The sequence below is a fragment of the Pseudomonas sp. NUPR-001 genome (genome assembly GCF_052147955.1).
Classification (GTDB): Bacteria; Pseudomonadota; Gammaproteobacteria; order Pseudomonadales; family Pseudomonadaceae; genus Aquipseudomonas.
The window spans coordinates 3,621,486-3,637,072 of sequence record NZ_CP197353.1 but is presented as its reverse complement, the minus strand read 5'-3'; the positions used below and the strand labels follow the sequence as shown (position 1 = coordinate 3,637,072).

Here is a 15,587-nt window from a genome sequence, read left to right as displayed (position 1 = left end):
ACTCAGCTCCAGGTCGATTTGCCCTGGCGGCTGGAGTACAGCGCCAGTAGCACGAGGAAAGAAAACACCAGCATGGCACCCGCCAGCCAGTGGGCCTGCAGGTATTCCATGGCTTCGACGTGGTCGAAGATCTGTACCGACACCACGCGGGTCTTGTCAGGGATGTTGCCGCCAATCATCAGCACCACGCCGAACTCGCCCACGGTGTGGGCAAAGCCAAGGATGCTTGCGGTGATAAAGCCGGGCCGGGCCAGTGGCAGCACCACATGGACAAAGCTGTCCCATGGGCTGGCACGCAGCGTAGCGGCCACTTCCAGCGGGCGCTCGCCAATGGCGCTGAAGGCGTTCTGCAAGGGTTGCACGACAAAGGGCATCGAGTAGATCACCGAACCGATCACCAGGCCGCTGAAGCTGAACACCACGGTGCCCAGCCCCAACGCTTCGGTGGTTTGTCCGATCCAGCCGTTCGGCCCCAGGGCCAGCAGCAGGTAGAAACCGATGACCGTCGGCGGTAGCACCAGCGGCAGGGCCACCACCGCGCCCACCGGCCCGCGCAACCAGGAGCGCGTACGCGCCAGCCACCAGGCGATCGGGGTGCCGACCAACAACAGAATCAAGGTGGTCAGGCTGGCCAGTTTGAAGGTCAGCCAGATGGCACCCAGGTCGCTGGCGTCCAGTGGCATCAGATTTCGTAACCGTAGGACTTGATCAGGGCCGTTGCTTTCGGACCTTTAAGGTACTCAACCAGCGCCTTGGCGGCCGGGTTGTCTTTGCCTTTGTTGAGGATCAAGGCGTCTTGCTTGATCGGCTCATGCAGGCTGGCTGGGACGATCCAGGCCGAACCTTCGCTGACTTTGCCGTCTTTGTAGATTTGCGACAGCGCTACGAAGCCCAACTCGGCATTGCCGGTGGAGACGAACTGGAAGGCCTGGGTAATGTTCTGGCCTTCGACGATCTTGCCCTTGGTGGCTTCGGTGAGCTTGAGCTTGTCCAGCACCTGGGTAGCGGCCAAGCCATAAGGGGCGGCTTTCGGGTTGGCGATCGAGAGGTGCTTGAACGCGTTCTTTTTCAGCACTTCACCCTGGGCATCGACGTAGCCTGGTTTGGCTGACCACAGGGCCAGCGTGCCAATGGCATAGGTAAAGCGTGAGCCCTTGACGCTGTCGCCTTCGCTTTCCAGCTTCGCCGGGGTGCTGTCATCGGCGGCGAGGAACACTTCGAACGGTGCGCCGTTCTTGATCTGCGCGTAGAACTGCCCGGTAGCGCCGTAGGCAGCGACCAGCTTGTGACCGGTGTCTTTCTCGAAATCTTTGGCGATGGCCTGGATCGGCGCGGTGAAGTTGGCCGCGACAGCGACCTGAACCTCATCGGCCCAGGCACTGGTGAAGGTCATGAACGTGGCCAGGGCGGCCAAGGCAAATCGAGGGGCGCACTTACTCATGAAACACAGCTCCATAGGCTGAGGGATAATCGTTATGTAGGTGACTATATAGCGATTACCCGACAAACGGGAAGCACTGCTTCAGCGCTTGAGTTGCGCGAGGGCGTTTTCTGCCAGGGTGCGGGTCAGTTCTTCGGCGGGGAGGGCTTGTCCCAGACGCAGCGCCTGGCCCGACCAGAGGTTACTGAAATCACTGTTGCCCTGAGGTTCGCTGATCGCCCGCAGCGGCATCAACGCACCGCCAGCCAAGGGGAACTGCGGTGCCAGTGGGCTGATCGGCCCCAGCTCGCGCATGATCCGGGTGTTGATGCCGCGCGCTGGGCGCCCGGTAAACAGGTTGGTCAGTGCGGTGTCGCTTTCCTTGGCGCTGTGCAGCGCCTGGCGGTGGGCGGCCGAAATCTTGGCTTGCGGGCAGAACAGGTAAGCAGTGCCCAGTTGGACTGCCGAAGCGCCCAACGCCAGGGCGGCGACAATGCCGCGATGGTCGCCGATGCCACCGGCGGCAATCACTGGCACCTTCACCGCATCTACGATTTGTGGCACCAGCGCCAGCGTGCCGACCTGGGTGTTCAGATCGCTGCTGAGGAACATCCCGCGGTGCCCACCGGCTTCGTAGCCCATGGCGATGATCGCATCGCAGCCGTGCTGTTCCAGCCAGATCGCTTCATCGACGGTGGTGGCGCTGGACAGCACCTTGGCCCCGGTGGCCTTGACCCGTGCCAGCAAATCGGCCTGCGGCAGGCCAAAGTGGAAGCTCACCACGGCGGGGCGATATTCCTCGACCAATTGGCAGGTGGCGTCGTCGAACGGTGCGCGGTTGGACACCGGAGTGGGTGCCTGGTAATCGGCGCCCAGCTCGTCGTAGTAGGGCTTGAGTGCCTGCTTCCAGGCCGCATCGCGAGCGGGGTCGGGTTGCGGCGGCTGATGGCAGAAGAAATTGACGTTCAGCGGCCCCTTGCAGGCCTGGGTAAAGGCTTCAAGTTCGGCGCGGATCTGCTCCAGGCTCAGGGTTGCGCACGGCAGCGAGCCCAGGCCGCCTGCGTTGCTCACGGCAATGGCCATGGCCGAGCCCGTGGCTCCGGCCATCGGCGCCTGAATGATCGGTAGTTCAATGCCTAGCAGATCGAGAAGGCGGGTGTCCGGCCATTGGCTCATGCCTGGGATTCCTTGTGCGTTGTGACCGTTACAGGGCTTTGCTGACCTTTACATCGGTGATTTTTTTCGCGTCTTCGCCGTGGAGCTTCTGCAGTGCAGCCTGTACTTCCTCAGGGGCATCGCTGCTCATCTGGGCGAAGTCGAAGCGTTGTTCACCGTCAAGCTTGTATTTGATGACGTATTTGGTGGTCTGGCTCATGGCTTATCTCAGTTTCGACGACGAACGGCGGATGAACTTGATCTTGTGGGTGAAGGTCGGCTTGCTCACTGCCGACAACGCGCGCGGGCCAACGGTATCGATGGTGATATTCCAGAAGCCGGTGCTGGGTACGGTGATTTTTGCCGGGAAGTCGACGAATGCACCGCCGTGATAGGTGTGGCGCCCGCCATTCTTGAAGCTGCGGAAGTTGGCGTCGTTCATCAGGCGGATATTGCAGCGCTGGGAGCACTCGATGACGACGATATCGTCTTCGTTGAGGTGCTCGCGCTGGTGTACGAATTTCATGTTGCTCTCCGCAATGGATCTTTGGGCAATTCAAAACGATACCATGATCATTGCTGATACGGTCGTGCTTCGTGTCGGTGCCGGGATAAATCTGCCAATCCAGGGAGCAAAATGGTCTTTGCGTGGTCAGAGTGTTTTTCCGTGGTGGAGGTGTAGCTTGATGAAGTGGGTTGTAGCAGCGTTGGCAGTTACGCTTGGCGGTTGCGCCAGTGTATCGGAGCTTGAAAATTCGCCGGAAACCTTGAACGTGATTTCTGGCAAGAAGCCCCAGGAGTACGCCACCTGCGTACAGCAGCACTTGGCTGAAACCCGGGGTCCGCTTGAAGTTGAGCAGCACCACGATGGCTTGCGCCTGGTGGTTCCGCAGAAAGTCGGTGCCGGGCCTGCGGCGCTGGTGGATATCAATGAGCGCGGCAGCGGCAGCAGCATCAAGTTGTATGAGCGGCTCAATAACTTTCCGCTGCGTCTGGGTGACGTGAAAACGGCTGCCACGCGCTGTATTTCTGGGTGAGTCAGCAGGGTTTATCGCGGGGCAAGCCCGCGCCTGCCTGCATGTGGGTGATCAGTGCCCATAGTTGTGGATCTTCGAAATCTTTTATGACCAGTTGTGCACCAGCGGCGATCAGGGCCTCGGGTGTCTGACTGGTGGCCAGGCCAACGGTGAAAATCCCGGCACGGCTGGCGGCCGTTACGCCAGGCATTGAATCTTCGAAAGCCAGGGCATGGCTGGCCTGCGCTTGCAGGCATTCGAGGCCCGTGAGGTAGGGCAGCGGGTCCGGTTTTGCCCGGGGCAGCTCTTCGGCGACCAGCACATGTTTGAAGCGCTCACCCAAGCCCATGGCCTTGAGCATATGCACGGCATTGGCCCGTGGCGCATTGGTGACTACCGCCATACCGATGCCGGTCTCTTCGGCATGCGCCAGCAGGCGCAGCAACCCGGCAGTGGGCTGCAGGGTCGGTGACAGGGCGCGAAAACGCGCTTCCTTGCGGTCAGCGAAGGCCTGGTGCTCGGCCAGCGGGCGGTCGGGAAACAGGTAGCGGCACAGGTCGGCGTTGGCCCGACCGCTGATGTGGGCGTCGAACTGCGCCTCAGTCAATACCCGGCCGTCTTCGAGCAACAGCTGTTGCATGGCCAGCAGGTGGAGTTTGTCGGTATCGGTCAGGGTGCCGTCGAGATCAAACAATAACGCATCAAGCATGCTGAGTATCCGCTGCAGTGGCCGCTCATCATAACCCGATCATGGGGGCTGGTCAGTGTGCGCGGAAAAGAGTACAAATGTACTCCATGAATACTTTATCGCCCAAACGCAGCGCCATCCTCGCTTTCATCCGCGAACGCATTGCCGAGCATGGCCAGCCGCCGAGCCTGGCCGACATTGCCACGGCATTCGGTTTTGCCTCCCGTAGCGTGGCCCGCAAACATATCCAGGCGCTGGCCGAGGCCGGTTTCATTGAGGTCACCCGCAACCAGGCCCGCGGCATTCGCCTGGCCGGGGCGTTGCGCCGCCCCGAGGTGCTGGAAATTCCGGTGCTGGGCCAGGTGGCGGCGGGGCGGCCGATCGGCCCGGACGTCGATATCCACGAGCAGCTGATGCTCGATGCCCAGCTGTTCAGCCGTTCGCCCGACTACTTGCTCAAGGTGCGCGGCGACTCGATGCTCGATGACGGCATCCTTGACGGCGACCTGGTCGGTATCAAGCAACAGGCAGAAGCCCGTGACGGGCAGATCATCGTCGCCCGCCTGGACGGCGAGGTAACCATCAAGCGCTTCGAACGGGTCAGTGCCCAGCAGTACCGTTTGCTGCCGCGTAACCCGGCCTATGCCCCGATCGAGGTTGGCCCGGGCCAGGACTTCGTCATTGAGGGCGTGTTCTGCGGTCTGGTGAGGCGCGGCTGATGGGCGCGGTAGTCAGCCTCGACGGGTTGCTCGACCAGCGGCGGGTCTGGAAGGGGCGCCCTCAGGTTCAGCCCCGGGGTGAGCAGCCCACCGGCCATGCGCCGCTGGATGCGCTGCTACCCGGCGGTGGCTGGCCGCCCGCTGCATTGACCGAAGTGTTGCTGGCTGCCCGCGGCAGCAGTGAGCTGCAGTTGCTCTGGCCGAGCCTGGCGCGCCTGACCGCCGCTGCCGAGCGGGTGGTGCTGATTAGCCCTCCGTTCATTCCGTATGCACCGGCCTGGCAGGCGGCTGGCGTTGATCTGCAGTGGCTGACGCTGGTCGAGACGGCGGCGGACGAAGTGTTCTGGGCGGCCGAGCAATGTTTGCGCTCGGGCAGTTGCGGGGCGGTGTTGTGCTGGCCGGACAAAGCCGACGACCGCGCTCTGCGGCGCTTGCAGGTGGCCGCTGAAAGCGGACAGACCCTGGCCTTTGCCTTGCGCCCTCTGCAGGCCGCATTGAACCCGTCACCGGCGGCCTTGCGTATTGCCGTCGATAGCCACCCGGCGCAATGGCGCGTCCTCAAGTGCCGTGGCGGTCTGGCCCCGGCGATGCCGATTGCCTGCCCAGGGCGAGGCTGATGGATCATGCTCTGGGCCTGTATTGTGCTGCCACAGCTGGCACTCGACGCGGTATTGCGTGGGCGCGCTGACCCTGACGCGCCGCTGGTGCTGCTCAACGGGCCACCGCAGCGCCGGGTGCTGCAGGCGGTCAATCCGGCAGCGGCGGCGCTCGGCCTGCGCGCCGGGCAGCCACTGACCAGCGCTCAGGCGCTGGCGGGCAATTTCGCCTGCGTCGACCATGACCCTGCCGCCATCGACGCCCTGCAGCAACTGCTCGCGGCCTGGGCTTACCAGTACAGCTCCCAGGTCAGCCTGCACTACCCACGGGTGCTGTTGCTGGAAGTCGAATCCAGCCTCGGCCTGTTTGGCCCGTGGCCTGCGTTCGAAGCACGCTTGCGCGCCGAGTTGAGTGCGTTGGGTTTTCGTCACCGTATTGTGCTGGCCAGTAACCCGGTGGCCGCGCGTATGCTTGCCAACTGTCATGATGGCCTGGCGCTCGATTGCCCTGAACAAACGCGCGCCGCCCTTGAGCAACTGCCCATCGAACGTGTCGGTTTGCCCGCCGAGGCCGCCAGCGCTTTCGCCCGCATGGGGCTGCGCAGGCTCGCTCAGGTCATGGCGCTGCCCCGCGAAGCCGTGGCCCGGCGTTTTGCCGCGGCGGTGCAACTGCATCTGGACCGTTTGCTTGGGCTGCGGCCCATGGCCCTGACGTTCTACCTGCCGCCCGATCGTTTCGATGCGCGCCTGGAGCTGAATTTCGATGTTGAGTCGCACCAGGCCTTGCTCTTTCCGCTGCGTCGTCTGATTAACGACCTGGCGGCATTCCTGGCCGGCCGCGACAGTGGCGTGCAGCGTTTTACCGTGCACCTGGAGCATGCCGAGGGCGCAGACACCTGTGTGCCCGTTGGCCTGCTGGCCGCCGAGCGTGACCCGCTGATGCTGTTTGAGCTGGCCCGTGGCCGCCTTGAGCAACTGCAGTTGCAGGCGCCGGTGCGCAACCTGCGTTTGCAGGCCGAAGACCTGCCGGCCTTTGTCCCGCAGCACCGCGAACTGTTTGACCCGCGTGCGCAGCAGAACCAGCCCTGGGAGCAACTGCGCGAGCGTCTGCGTGCACGCTTGGGCGACGCGGCGGTACACAGCCTGTCAACCCAGGCCGACCACCGCCCGGAATGCGCCTGGCGCCTGGACAATCCGGCGCTGCTGCTTCCCTCTACCGCAACAGCGCTGCGTCCGGGCTGGCTGCTGGCCGAGCCCCAGGCGTTGCCGGAGCAGGGCATGCAACTGCTGACCGAGGCTGAGCGGATCGAGTCTGGCTGGTGGGACGGCGGCGATGTGCGTCGCGACTACTACCGGGTGCAGACCCCCACCGGGCAGTACGCCTGGGCCTACCGCACCCTTGGCGAGGCGGGGCCGCTGTGGCTGCAGGGTTGGTTTGCATGAGCACGCCAGTGGCCTATGCCGAACTGCACTGCCTGTCGAACTTCAGCTTCCAGCGCGGTGCCTCCAGCGCCCAGGAGTTGTTCAGCCGAGCGCGCCAGCAGGGTTATCAGGCCTTGGCGATCACCGACGAGTGCACCTTGGCCGGTATCGTCCGGGCCTGGCAGGCGGCCAAGGCGGCCGAGGTGCCGTTGATCGTCGGCAGTGAAATACGTGTGCACGAGGGGCCCAAGCTGGTGCTGCTGGCAGAAAATCTGCTCGGCTATCAGCACCTGTGCAGGCTGATCACCGAAGGGCGGCGACGGGCGCAGAAAGGCGCTTACCAGGTGCTGCGTGAAGATTTCGACGCGCCACTGGAGGGTTTGCTGGCCCTCTGGGTGCCTGATGAAAACGAGCACGACCTGGCGCGTGGCCAGTGGCTGCAGGAACGCTTCGCCGAGCGCCTGTGGCTGGCGGTGGAACTGCACCGTGGCGCTGATGACGGGCGGCGCCTGCAACAGCTTCTGGCCCTGGCTGCGGCGCTGCAACTGCCTGCGGTGGCGGCGGGTGATGTACACATGCATGCCCGTGGTCGCCGGGCCTTGCAAGACAGCATGACGGCGATCCGTCACCATTGCACCGTGGCCGAGGCCGGGCAGCGTCTGTTCGCCAACGGCGAACGCCACCTGCGGCCCTTGGCGCAACTGGCCGAGCTGTACCCGCAGGCGTTGCTCGATGAAACCCTGCGTATTGCCGGGCGCTGTCGCTTCGACCTGAGCCAGCTGCGCTATCAGTACCCCAGCGAACTGGTGCCCGCCGGCCAGACAGCCAGCAGCTGGTTGCGCCACTTGTGCGAGCAGAAACAGCACTGGCGTTGGCCGCAGGGTATTGCCGAGAAGGCGCGGCAAGCGCTGGAACACGAGCTCGAGCTGATTACCGAGCTGAACTACGAGCACTACTTTCTCACCGTTTACGACATCGTCAACTTTGCCCGTGGCCAGGGCATCCTCTGCCAGGGGCGCGGTTCGGCGGCCAACTCGGTGGTGTGTTTCGTGCTGGGCATCACCGAGCTCGACCCGATGCACAGTCACTTGTTGTTCGAGCGTTTTCTGTCGCGCGAACGCGATGAACCGCCCGACATCGACGTCGATTTCGAACACGACCGCCGTGAAGAGGTCCTGCAGTACGTGTTCAACCGCTACGGTCGTCACCGTGCCGCCTTGACCGCCGTGGCCAGCACCTACCATGCCGCCGGTGCGGTGCGTGATATCGCCCGGGTGTTGGGCTTGCCGGTGGCACAAATCAACGCACTGGCCGATTGTTGCGGGCGCTGGAGCGATCGCTTGCCGCCGCCGGAACAGTTGCGTGAAGCCGGCTTCGACCCCGACAGCCCGTTGTTGCGCCGGGTATTGGTGTTGACCGGCGAATTGATCGGCTTCCCGCGCCACCTGTCTCAGCATCCGGGCGGCTTCGTGATTTCCGAGCAGCCGCTGGCCAGTCTGGTGCCGGTGGAGAATGCGGCAATGCCGGGGCGCACGGTGATCCAGTGGGACAAGGACGATCTGGATCTGGTCGGCCTGCTCAAGGTCGATATCCTCGCCCTGGGCATGCTCAGCGCCTTGCGCCGCTGTTTTGACCTGTTGTACCGCCATCGCGGTCGCCAACTGAGCCTGGCCAAGATCCCCGCCGATTGCGCCGCCACTTACGACATGATCGGCCGCGCCGACACCATCGGCGTGTTCCAGATCGAGTCGCGGGCGCAGATGGCCATGTTGCCGCGCCTCAAACCGCGGAAGTTCTACGATCTGGTCATCGAGGTGGCGATCGTGCGTCCCGGGCCGATCCAGGGCGACATGGTTCACCCTTACTTGCGTCGGCGCCAGGGCCTGGAGGAGGTGACTTACCCGTCGCCAGCGTTGCAGCAGGTGTTCGAGCGCACCTTGGGCGTGCCGCTGTTTCAGGAGCAGGTGATGGAGCTGGCCATGGTCGCCGGTGGCTATTCAGCAGGCGAGGCCGATCAGTTACGGCGTGCCATGGCGGCCTGGAAACGCCATGGCGGCCTGGAACCGCACCGCGAACGCCTGATCAGCGGCATGCTCGGCAATGGCTACAGCCGTGAGTTCGCCGAGCGCATCTTCGAGCAGATCAAAGGCTTTGGCAGCTATGGCTTTCCTGAGTCCCACGCTGCCAGCTTTGCCTTGTTGACCTACGCCAGTTGCTGGCTCAAGTGTCATGAGCCGGCAATTTACGCCTGCGCGCTGATCAATAGTTGGCCGATGGGCTTCTACAGCCCTGACCAGATCCTGCAGGATGCACGCCGGCATGCCATCGAGATCCGCCCGGTGGATGCCTGCCATAGCGACTGGGACTGCAGCCTGGAACCGGGGGCAGGGCAGGCGTTGGCGATTCGTCTGGGTTTGCGGCAGATTCGCGGCTTTCGCCAGGAAGATGCCCAGCGTATCGAGCAGGCGCGCAGCGCGGCGCCCTGGCGTGACGTCAGCGACCTCTGCCTGCGCGCCCAACTCGATGCCCGGGCCCGTGAACTGCTGGCCGACGCCGGGGCCTTGCGCGGGTTGGCCAGCGACCGCTACCGGGCGCGTTGGAGTGTGGCGGCGGTGCAGGCGCAGTTGCCCTTGTTCGCCGGTATCGAGGCGCCGCCAGAAGCGCCAGTGAGCCTGCCGCAACCCTCGGTCAGCGAAGACCTGTTTGCCGATTACGCCAGTGTTGGCACCACCTTGGGCCCGCATCCACTGACCTTGTTGCGCCGCCGTCTCGATGCCCTGGGCTGTCGCAGCTCGCAGGCCCTGGAGGGCGCCGAGCATGGCGACAAAGTCAGCGTCGCCGGCCTGGTGACCGGCCGGCAACGCCCGCAGACCGCCAGTGGCGTCACCTTTGTCACCCTTGAAGATGAGTTTGGCAATGTCAACGTCGTGGTCTGGCGTGAGCTGGCCGAGCGTCAGCGCCGGGCCTTGGTTGGCTCACGCTTGCTGCGGGTGAGTGGGCGGCTGGAATCTGAAAGCGGTGTGCGCCACCTGATAGCCCAGCGCCTGGAAGATCTCAGCCCTTTGCTGCAAGGGCTGGATATCCGCAGCCGCGACTTCCGGTAGGAGCGGGCTTGCCCCGCGATAGCGGTATACCTGACACACCGCTATCGCGGGGCAAGCCGCTCCTACACCATCGCCAGGTGCTGTTTGCGAGTGGGTGCGGGAAAGGCGCGGTCAATGGCGCGCACGTCTTCGCTGCTCAGGGTCAGGCTGGCGGCCGCGGCATTCAGGCGTACATGCTCGGGATCGACCGCCTTGGGGATCGCAATGATGCCGTTCTGGCGCGTTACCCAGGCCAGGCTGACCTGCGCCGGGGTAGCACCATGGCGCTCGGCAATCTCGCTCAGGGTCGGGTGCTTGAGCAAACGGCCGGCCTGGGCCAACGGGCAGTAGGCCATGGTCGGCAATTGGCGTTGCTGGCTCCATGGCAACAGATCGAACTCGATACCGCGCTGGGCAGGGTTGTACAGCACCTGATTGGTGGCGCAGTCCGGGTTGTGCAGCTCGCGCAGGTCGTCAGTGTCGAAGTTCGATACGCCCCAACGGCGAATCTTGCCCGCTTCACGCAAGCGCTCGAAGGCTTCAACGGTTTCTTCCAGTGGGTGCTGGCCGCGCCAGTGCAGCAGGTACAGGTCGATGCAGTCGGTCCCCAGGCGTTTCAGGCTGCGCTCGCAGGCGGCCGGCACACCCTTGCGGCTGGCGTTGTGCGGGTACACCTTGCTGACCACGAACACCTGATCACGGCGCCCGGCGATGGCCTCGCCGACCACTTCTTCAGCCCCGCCCTCAGCGTACATTTCGGCGGTGTCGATCAGCGTCAGGCCCAGTTCGATCCCTTGCTGCAACGCGGCCACTTCAGCGTTGCGTTGGCCCGGATCTTCCCCCATGTACCACGTCCCCTGACCAATGGCCGGAACCTCTACACCGGCAAGTTTGACTGTGCGCATGTCACCTCCTGTGGGCGAGTTTGTTCTTGTAATACGTCGAGCAGCGCCTGGGCTGCTGCCGAGAGTTTATGATCAGCCAGCATCGACACGCCAATGCGCCGTTCAATAATCGGCTCGACCAGCGCCACGCACCGGGCGCCCAATTCTTCCATCTGGCCAATGCACAAGGCCGGCACGGCACTGACGCCCAGACCATTGGCAACCATACGGCCGATGGTCGACAGCTGGTGACTCTCAAAGGCCACCGCCAGCTTGCCATGCTCGGCCGCCAGGTGCTGCTCCAGTAATAACCGCACAGCGGAAGGCCGCTGCAAGGCAATGAAATCTTCGGCCAGCAGTTCATGCCAGCTGACCTGAGCCTGTAGCGCTAACGGTGAGTCAGCGGGCACCACCGCAACGAAACGGTCCAGGTACAACGGTGTGAACAGCAGCGGCGCACTGACTTCCGGTTCAATGCCAATACCCAGCTCGACGCGGCGGTGGCGGACCAGCTCCAGCACTTGCTCGTTGATGACGTCGTGTACGGTGACGTTGACCCGTGGATAGCGCTGACGAAACTCTTTCAACACTGCCGGCAACAGGTTACCGGCGTAGGCTGGCATGGCCGCAATCGACACCCGTCCCAGTTGCAGGGTGAAGCGCTGGCGCAGCAGTTCTTCGGTGTTGTCCCAGTCGGCCAGCAGTTGCCGGGCCAGGGGCAGCAGCACCTCGCCTTCAGGGGTCAGGTTGACGCTGCGCGTGGTGCGGCTGAGCAGGGCGCCGCCAAGGTTATCTTCCAGGGCCTTGATGGTCAGGCTCAGTGCCGGTTGCGACAGGTGCAGGCGCTCCCCGGCCTGGGCAAAGCTTCGGTATTTGGCAACAGTGACAAAGGCGCGTAGCTGCTTGACGTTCATCGGTACCGGCTATTCTTTTGGAAAATTAATCAAATGATCATAAAAACAAAATTAACAAATAAGTCGGTTGGGGTGAAGATGGCGCAAACGCTCGCCGACACCCTTGTCGGATCAACAACTACAAAAGGCGGATCAGCATGGCCGGACTGGACAAGCGCGTAGCAACCTATGAACAGGCTCTTGAAGGCCTGACCGACAACATGACGGTACTGGCCGGTGGTTTTGGCCTGTGCGGCATTCCGGAAAACCTCATCAACGAAATCAAGCGTCGTGGCGTCAAGGGCCTGACCGTGGTGTCGAACAACTGCGGCGTTGATGGCTTTGGCCTCGGCGTGCTGCTGGAAGATCACCAGATTCGCAAAATGGTCGCCTCCTACGTGGGCGAGAACGCCGAATTCGAACGTCAATTGCTCAGCGGCGAGCTGGAAGTGGAACTGACGCCACAGGGCACCCTGGCGGAAAAAATGCGTGCTGGCGGCGCCGGCATTCCGGCCTTCTTCACCGCGACCGGCTACGGCACTCCAGTGGCCGACGGCAAGGAAGTGCGTGAGTTCAACGGTCGCAAATACATCCTTGAAGAAGCCATCACCGGCGACTTCGCCATCGTCAAGGGCTGGAAGGCCGACCACTACGGCAACGTGGTGTACCGCAACACCGCGCAGAACTTCAACCCGCTGGCCGCCACGGCCGGCAAGATCACTGTGGTTGAAGTCGAAGAAATCGTCGAGCCGGGCGTCTTGCTGCCTACCGAGATCCATACCCCGGGTATCTATGTCGACCGGGTGATTGTCGGCACCTTCGAGAAGCGTATCGAAAAACGCACCCTCAAAGCCTGAACCGTCCCCGAACAGAACAACAAAGAGATCCTGACTATGGCACTTACCCGCGAACAAATGGCTCAGCGCGTCGCCCGCGAACTCAAGGACGGCTACTACGTCAACCTCGGTATTGGCATTCCAACGCTGGTGGCCAACTATGTCCCGGCCGATATGGACGTCATGCTGCAATCGGAAAACGGCCTGCTGGGCATGGGTGAATTCCCTACCGAAGCGCAGCTGGACGCCGACATGATCAACGCCGGCAAACAGACCGTGACTGCCCGCCGTGGCGCGTCGATTTTCAGCTCGGCCGAATCGTTTGCCATGATCCGTGGCGGCCATGTCGACCTGACCGTACTGGGCGCCTTCGAAGTGGACGTGGAAGGCAACATCGCCTCGTGGATGATCCCCGGCAAACTGGTCAAGGGCATGGGCGGGGCGATGGACCTGGTGGCCGGCGCCGACAACATCATCGTCACCATGACCCACGCCTCCAAAGACGGCGAATCCAAGTTGCTGCCCCGTTGCAGCCTGCCGCTGACCGGTGCCGGTTGCATTCGTAAGGTGCTGACCGACCTGGCTTACCTGGAGATCGAGAACGGCGCTTTCATTCTGCGTGAAACCGCGCCAGGGGTGACGGTCGAAGAGATCATCGAGAAGACCGCTGGCAAGCTGATCGTGCCGGATGATGTGAAAGAAATGACGTTCTAACGTTCGCTTTTTGGGCCTCATCGCGGGGCAAGCCCGCTCCTACAGGGAACCACGCATTCCTTGCAGGAGCGGGCTTGTCCCGCGATGAGGCCCTTGTCGTTTCAAATAAAACCAATAAAAGGAATTCCCCCGTGGCCGCTGATATCCAAGACAGCCGCTCCGCACGCTTTGCCCTGCGCTGCTCAAACTGGGCCGAACGCTGGTTCCCCGACTCCTGGGTGTTCGCCGCCCTGGCCGTGACGCTGGTCAGCGTTGCCGCCCTGGCGATGGGCGCCAAGCCGACCGACACCGCCAAGGCTTTTGGTGACGGTTTCTGGAGCTTGATTCCGTTCACCATGCAGATGGCTTTTGTGGTCATCGGTGGCTATGTGGTGGCGAGCTCGCCACCGGCGGTCAAGCTGATCGACCGCTTGGCACGCATCCCGAAAAACGGCCGCTCGGCAGTCTGCTGGGTGGCGTTGATCTCGATGCTCGCCTCGTTGCTGAACTGGGGATTGTCGTTGGTGTTCGGCGGCCTGCTGGTCCGCGCACTGGCGCGGCGTACCGACTTGCACATGGACTATCGCGCCGCCGGTGCCGCAGCCTATCTGGGCCTGGGGGCGGTCTGGGCGTTGGGCCTGTCGTCGTCGGCCGCGCAGTTGCAGGCCAACCCGGCCAGCCTGCCGCCGTCGATCCTGGCGATCACCGGGGTGATCCCGTTTACCGAAACCATTTTCCTCTGGCAGTCGGGCGTGATGCTGGCGGCGCTGGTGGTGATTTCCCTGATCGTGGCCTATGCCACCGCGCCTGGCCCGAGCAGTGCCCGTAGCGCTGCCGACTGTGGCGTTGACCCAAGCTTCTCGGCACCGCCACCACCGCAGCGCACGCGCCCGGGCGAGTGGCTGGAATACAGCCCGATCCTGATCTTGCTGCTGGTGGCCCTGGCTGCGGGCTGGCTGTACAACGAGTTCAGCACCAAACCGGCCATTACTGCGATTTCCGGGCTGAACACCTACAACCTGCTGTTCATCATGCTTGGCGCCTTGCTGCACTGGCGTCCGCGCAGCTTCCTCGATGCGGTGTCCCGTGCGGTGCCGACCACCACCGGGGTACTGATCCAGTTCCCGCTGTATGGCTCGATCGCAGCGATCCTCACCCAGGTTCAGGGGGCGGACGCGCAAACCCTGGCGCACCACATCTCGACCTTCTTTGTGCAGATCGCCTCGCATGACACCTATGCGCTGCTGATGGGCGTGTACTCGGCGGTGCTGGGCTTCTTCATTCCGTCGGGCGGTGGCAAGTGGATCATCGAAGCCCCGTACGTGATGCTGGTGGCCAATGACCTGCAGTACCACCTGGGCTGGGCGGTGCAGATCTACAACGCGGCCGAAGCGCTGCCGAACCTGATCAACCCGTTCTACATGCTGCCACTGTTAGGGGTACTGGGGCTGAAGGCACGTGACCTGATCGGCTTTTCCTTTGTGCAGTTGCTGGTGCATATCCCGCTGGTGTTGTTTCTGCTGTGGTTCCTCGGTACCACGCTGCAATACACCCCGCCAGTAATGCCAGGCTAATACCACCTGCTGTAGGAGCGGGCTTGCCCCGCGATAGCGGCGTGTCAGTCACAGCGCCTCGCGGGGCAAGCCCGCTCCCACACTGGAGGATCAGCTTGGGATCATGGCGAAGCCGACGCCAAACCGGTTCCAGGCGTTGATGGTGGCGATGGCCAGGGTCAGATTGACCACCTCGGCTTCGCTGAAGTGTTCAAGCAGAGCCCGGTATTGATGCTCTGGCGCATGTCGCTCGGGCAGGCGGGTCAGGCTTTCGGTCCAGGCCAGCGCGGCACGCTCGCGAGGCGTGAAGAACGTGGTCTCTTCCCAAACGCTCAAGGTTTGCAGGCGCGCCTCGGTTTCACCGGCCTTGCGTGCGTCATTGGCGTGCATGTTGACGCAATAGGCGCAGCCGTTGATTTGCGAGGCACGCAAGCGAATCAGCTCCAGCAGCGAAGATTCCAGGCCCGATTTGCCCAGGGCCATTTCCAGGCCGACCATGGCTTTGTACGCCTCGGGTGAATGCTTGGCCCATTCGATACGATTGCTCATCTGTGTGCTCCAGTCAGTGCTGCCTCAGGCAGGGATGGCACTACCTTAGCGCTGCTGCGTGGCACCTCGAATAGCCAATT

Annotated in this window: 17 protein-coding genes; 8 read left to right on the top strand and 9 right to left on the bottom strand. The window is 63.1% G+C overall.

The window, feature by feature from the left end; all coding sequences use genetic code 11:
• Window positions 1-2: 2 nt before the first annotated feature.
• The 5 genes from modB to ACP6KB_RS16220 form a co-directional block, all read right to left on the bottom strand.
• Entirely contained in the window at window positions 3-683 is a 681-nt protein-coding gene (modB, locus tag ACP6KB_RS16240; RefSeq protein WP_133215745.1) for a molybdate ABC transporter permease subunit, read from the bottom strand.
• Window positions 683-1,441, bottom strand: coding sequence for a molybdate ABC transporter substrate-binding protein (gene modA / locus ACP6KB_RS16235; protein ID WP_442108074.1), 759 nt, complete (start codon window positions 1,439-1,441; stop codon window positions 683-685). Before modA ends, modB begins: the two co-directional genes overlap by 1 nt.
• A gap of 81 nt (window positions 1,442-1,522) precedes the next feature.
• Window positions 1,523-2,596 (bottom strand): NAD(P)H-dependent flavin oxidoreductase, encoded by a 1,074-nt coding sequence (locus tag ACP6KB_RS16230; protein ID WP_442108072.1) that lies wholly within the window; start codon window positions 2,594-2,596, stop codon window positions 1,523-1,525.
• A 28-nt stretch (window positions 2,597-2,624) separates the two neighbouring features.
• Window positions 2,625-2,795 (bottom strand): hypothetical protein, encoded by a 171-nt coding sequence (locus ACP6KB_RS16225; RefSeq protein ID WP_442108070.1) that lies wholly within the window; start codon window positions 2,793-2,795, stop codon window positions 2,625-2,627.
• 3 nt (window positions 2,796-2,798) lie between these two features.
• Window positions 2,799-3,101: a DUF1883 domain-containing protein gene (locus ACP6KB_RS16220; protein WP_133215748.1), complete on the bottom strand. Its 303-nt coding sequence runs from the start codon at window positions 3,099-3,101 to the stop codon at window positions 2,799-2,801.
• A 160-nt stretch (window positions 3,102-3,261) separates the two neighbouring features.
• Between ACP6KB_RS16220 and ACP6KB_RS16215 the strand changes: the two genes are divergently transcribed.
• A complete protein-coding gene (locus ACP6KB_RS16215) occupies window positions 3,262-3,612 on the top strand; it encodes a hypothetical protein (RefSeq protein WP_442114323.1) in 351 nt (116 codons plus the stop codon).
• Window position 3,613: 1 nt separating this feature from the next.
• Here ACP6KB_RS16215 and ACP6KB_RS16210 read toward each other — a convergent pair whose 3' ends face one another.
• Complete coding sequence (locus ACP6KB_RS16210; protein WP_442108068.1) at window positions 3,614-4,300, bottom strand: HAD family hydrolase; 687 nt, start codon at window positions 4,298-4,300, stop codon at window positions 3,614-3,616.
• Window positions 4,301-4,377: 77 nt separating this feature from the next.
• On the opposite strand from ACP6KB_RS16210, the gene lexA reads away from it, so the two are divergent.
• From lexA to ACP6KB_RS16190, 4 genes are read left to right on the top strand one after another with little or no spacing between them, the layout of a single operon-like run.
• Window positions 4,378-4,998 (top strand): transcriptional repressor LexA, encoded by a 621-nt coding sequence (gene lexA, locus ACP6KB_RS16205; protein ID WP_442108066.1) that lies wholly within the window; start codon window positions 4,378-4,380, stop codon window positions 4,996-4,998.
• Window positions 4,998-5,615 (top strand): translesion DNA synthesis-associated protein ImuA, encoded by a 618-nt coding sequence (gene imuA, locus ACP6KB_RS16200; RefSeq protein WP_442108064.1) that lies wholly within the window; start codon window positions 4,998-5,000, stop codon window positions 5,613-5,615. Before lexA ends, imuA begins: the two co-directional genes overlap by 1 nt.
• A gap of 6 nt (window positions 5,616-5,621) precedes the next feature.
• Window positions 5,622-7,037, top strand: a complete 1,416-nt coding sequence (locus ACP6KB_RS16195; protein ID WP_442108062.1) for a Y-family DNA polymerase — start codon at window positions 5,622-5,624, stop codon at window positions 7,035-7,037.
• On the top strand, window positions 7,013-10,120 hold the full coding sequence (locus ACP6KB_RS16190) for an error-prone DNA polymerase (protein ID WP_442108060.1): 3,108 nt from the start codon (window positions 7,013-7,015) through the stop codon (window positions 10,118-10,120). Before ACP6KB_RS16195 ends, ACP6KB_RS16190 begins: the two co-directional genes overlap by 25 nt.
• Window positions 10,121-10,182: 62 nt before the next feature.
• On the opposite strand, the gene ACP6KB_RS16185 is transcribed toward ACP6KB_RS16190, so the two are convergent.
• Window positions 10,183-11,004, bottom strand: a complete 822-nt coding sequence (locus ACP6KB_RS16185) for an aldo/keto reductase (protein ID WP_442108058.1) — start codon at window positions 11,002-11,004, stop codon at window positions 10,183-10,185.
• Window positions 10,977-11,897, bottom strand: coding sequence for a LysR substrate-binding domain-containing protein (locus ACP6KB_RS16180; RefSeq protein ID WP_442108056.1), 921 nt, complete (start codon window positions 11,895-11,897; stop codon window positions 10,977-10,979). Before ACP6KB_RS16180 ends, ACP6KB_RS16185 begins: the two co-directional genes overlap by 28 nt.
• 137 nt (window positions 11,898-12,034) lie before the next feature.
• Here ACP6KB_RS16180 and ACP6KB_RS16175 point away from each other — a divergent pair, with 137 nt between their 5' ends.
• The 3 genes from ACP6KB_RS16175 to ACP6KB_RS16165 all read left to right on the top strand — a co-directional run bounded on the left by ACP6KB_RS16175 (window position 12,035) and on the right by ACP6KB_RS16165 (window position 14,979).
• Window positions 12,035-12,733: a CoA transferase subunit A gene (locus ACP6KB_RS16175; RefSeq protein ID WP_028946065.1), complete on the top strand. Its 699-nt coding sequence runs from the start codon at window positions 12,035-12,037 to the stop codon at window positions 12,731-12,733.
• 36 nt (window positions 12,734-12,769) lie between these two features.
• The gene (locus tag ACP6KB_RS16170) at window positions 12,770-13,426 is read left to right on the top strand and encodes a CoA transferase subunit B (RefSeq protein ID WP_274293214.1); all 657 of its coding nucleotides are present in this window, start codon (window positions 12,770-12,772) and stop codon (window positions 13,424-13,426) included.
• A gap of 131 nt (window positions 13,427-13,557) precedes the next feature.
• Complete coding sequence (locus ACP6KB_RS16165; protein ID WP_442108053.1) at window positions 13,558-14,979, top strand: short-chain fatty acid transporter; 1,422 nt, start codon at window positions 13,558-13,560, stop codon at window positions 14,977-14,979.
• Between the two features lie 90 nt (window positions 14,980-15,069).
• Here the strand turns inward: ACP6KB_RS16165 and ACP6KB_RS16160 are convergent, their stop codons facing one another.
• Window positions 15,070-15,507, bottom strand: a complete 438-nt coding sequence (locus ACP6KB_RS16160) for a carboxymuconolactone decarboxylase family protein (RefSeq protein WP_442108051.1) — start codon at window positions 15,505-15,507, stop codon at window positions 15,070-15,072.
• Window positions 15,508-15,587: the final 80 nt, after the last annotated feature.

Coding starts and splice junctions, on each gene's coding strand:
- imuA (WP_442108064.1), top strand. CDS start 4,998: ATGGGCGCGGTAGTCAGCCTCGACGGGTTGCTCGACCAGCGGCGGGTC.
- ACP6KB_RS16170 (WP_274293214.1), top strand. CDS start 12,770: ATGGCACTTACCCGCGAACAAATGGCTCAGCGCGTCGCCCGCGAACTC.
- ACP6KB_RS16230 (WP_442108072.1), bottom strand. CDS start 2,596: ATGAGCCAATGGCCGGACACCCGCCTTCTCGATCTGCTAGGCATTGAA.
- ACP6KB_RS16175 (WP_028946065.1), top strand. CDS start 12,035: ATGGCCGGACTGGACAAGCGCGTAGCAACCTATGAACAGGCTCTTGAA.
- ACP6KB_RS16195 (WP_442108062.1), top strand. CDS start 5,622: ATGCTCTGGGCCTGTATTGTGCTGCCACAGCTGGCACTCGACGCGGTA.
- ACP6KB_RS16180 (WP_442108056.1), bottom strand. CDS start 11,897: ATGAACGTCAAGCAGCTACGCGCCTTTGTCACTGTTGCCAAATACCGA.
- ACP6KB_RS16210 (WP_442108068.1), bottom strand. CDS start 4,300: ATGCTTGATGCGTTATTGTTTGATCTCGACGGCACCCTGACCGATACC.
- ACP6KB_RS16225 (WP_442108070.1), bottom strand. CDS start 2,795: ATGAGCCAGACCACCAAATACGTCATCAAATACAAGCTTGACGGTGAA.
- modA (WP_442108074.1), bottom strand. CDS start 1,441: ATGAGTAAGTGCGCCCCTCGATTTGCCTTGGCCGCCCTGGCCACGTTC.
- modB (WP_133215745.1), bottom strand. CDS start 683: ATGCCACTGGACGCCAGCGACCTGGGTGCCATCTGGCTGACCTTCAAA.
- ACP6KB_RS16215 (WP_442114323.1), top strand. CDS start 3,262: ATGAAGTGGGTTGTAGCAGCGTTGGCAGTTACGCTTGGCGGTTGCGCC.
- ACP6KB_RS16160 (WP_442108051.1), bottom strand. CDS start 15,507: ATGAGCAATCGTATCGAATGGGCCAAGCATTCACCCGAGGCGTACAAA.
- ACP6KB_RS16220 (WP_133215748.1), bottom strand. CDS start 3,101: ATGAAATTCGTACACCAGCGCGAGCACCTCAACGAAGACGATATCGTC.
- ACP6KB_RS16185 (WP_442108058.1), bottom strand. CDS start 11,004: ATGCGCACAGTCAAACTTGCCGGTGTAGAGGTTCCGGCCATTGGTCAG.
- lexA (WP_442108066.1), top strand. CDS start 4,378: ATGTACTCCATGAATACTTTATCGCCCAAACGCAGCGCCATCCTCGCT.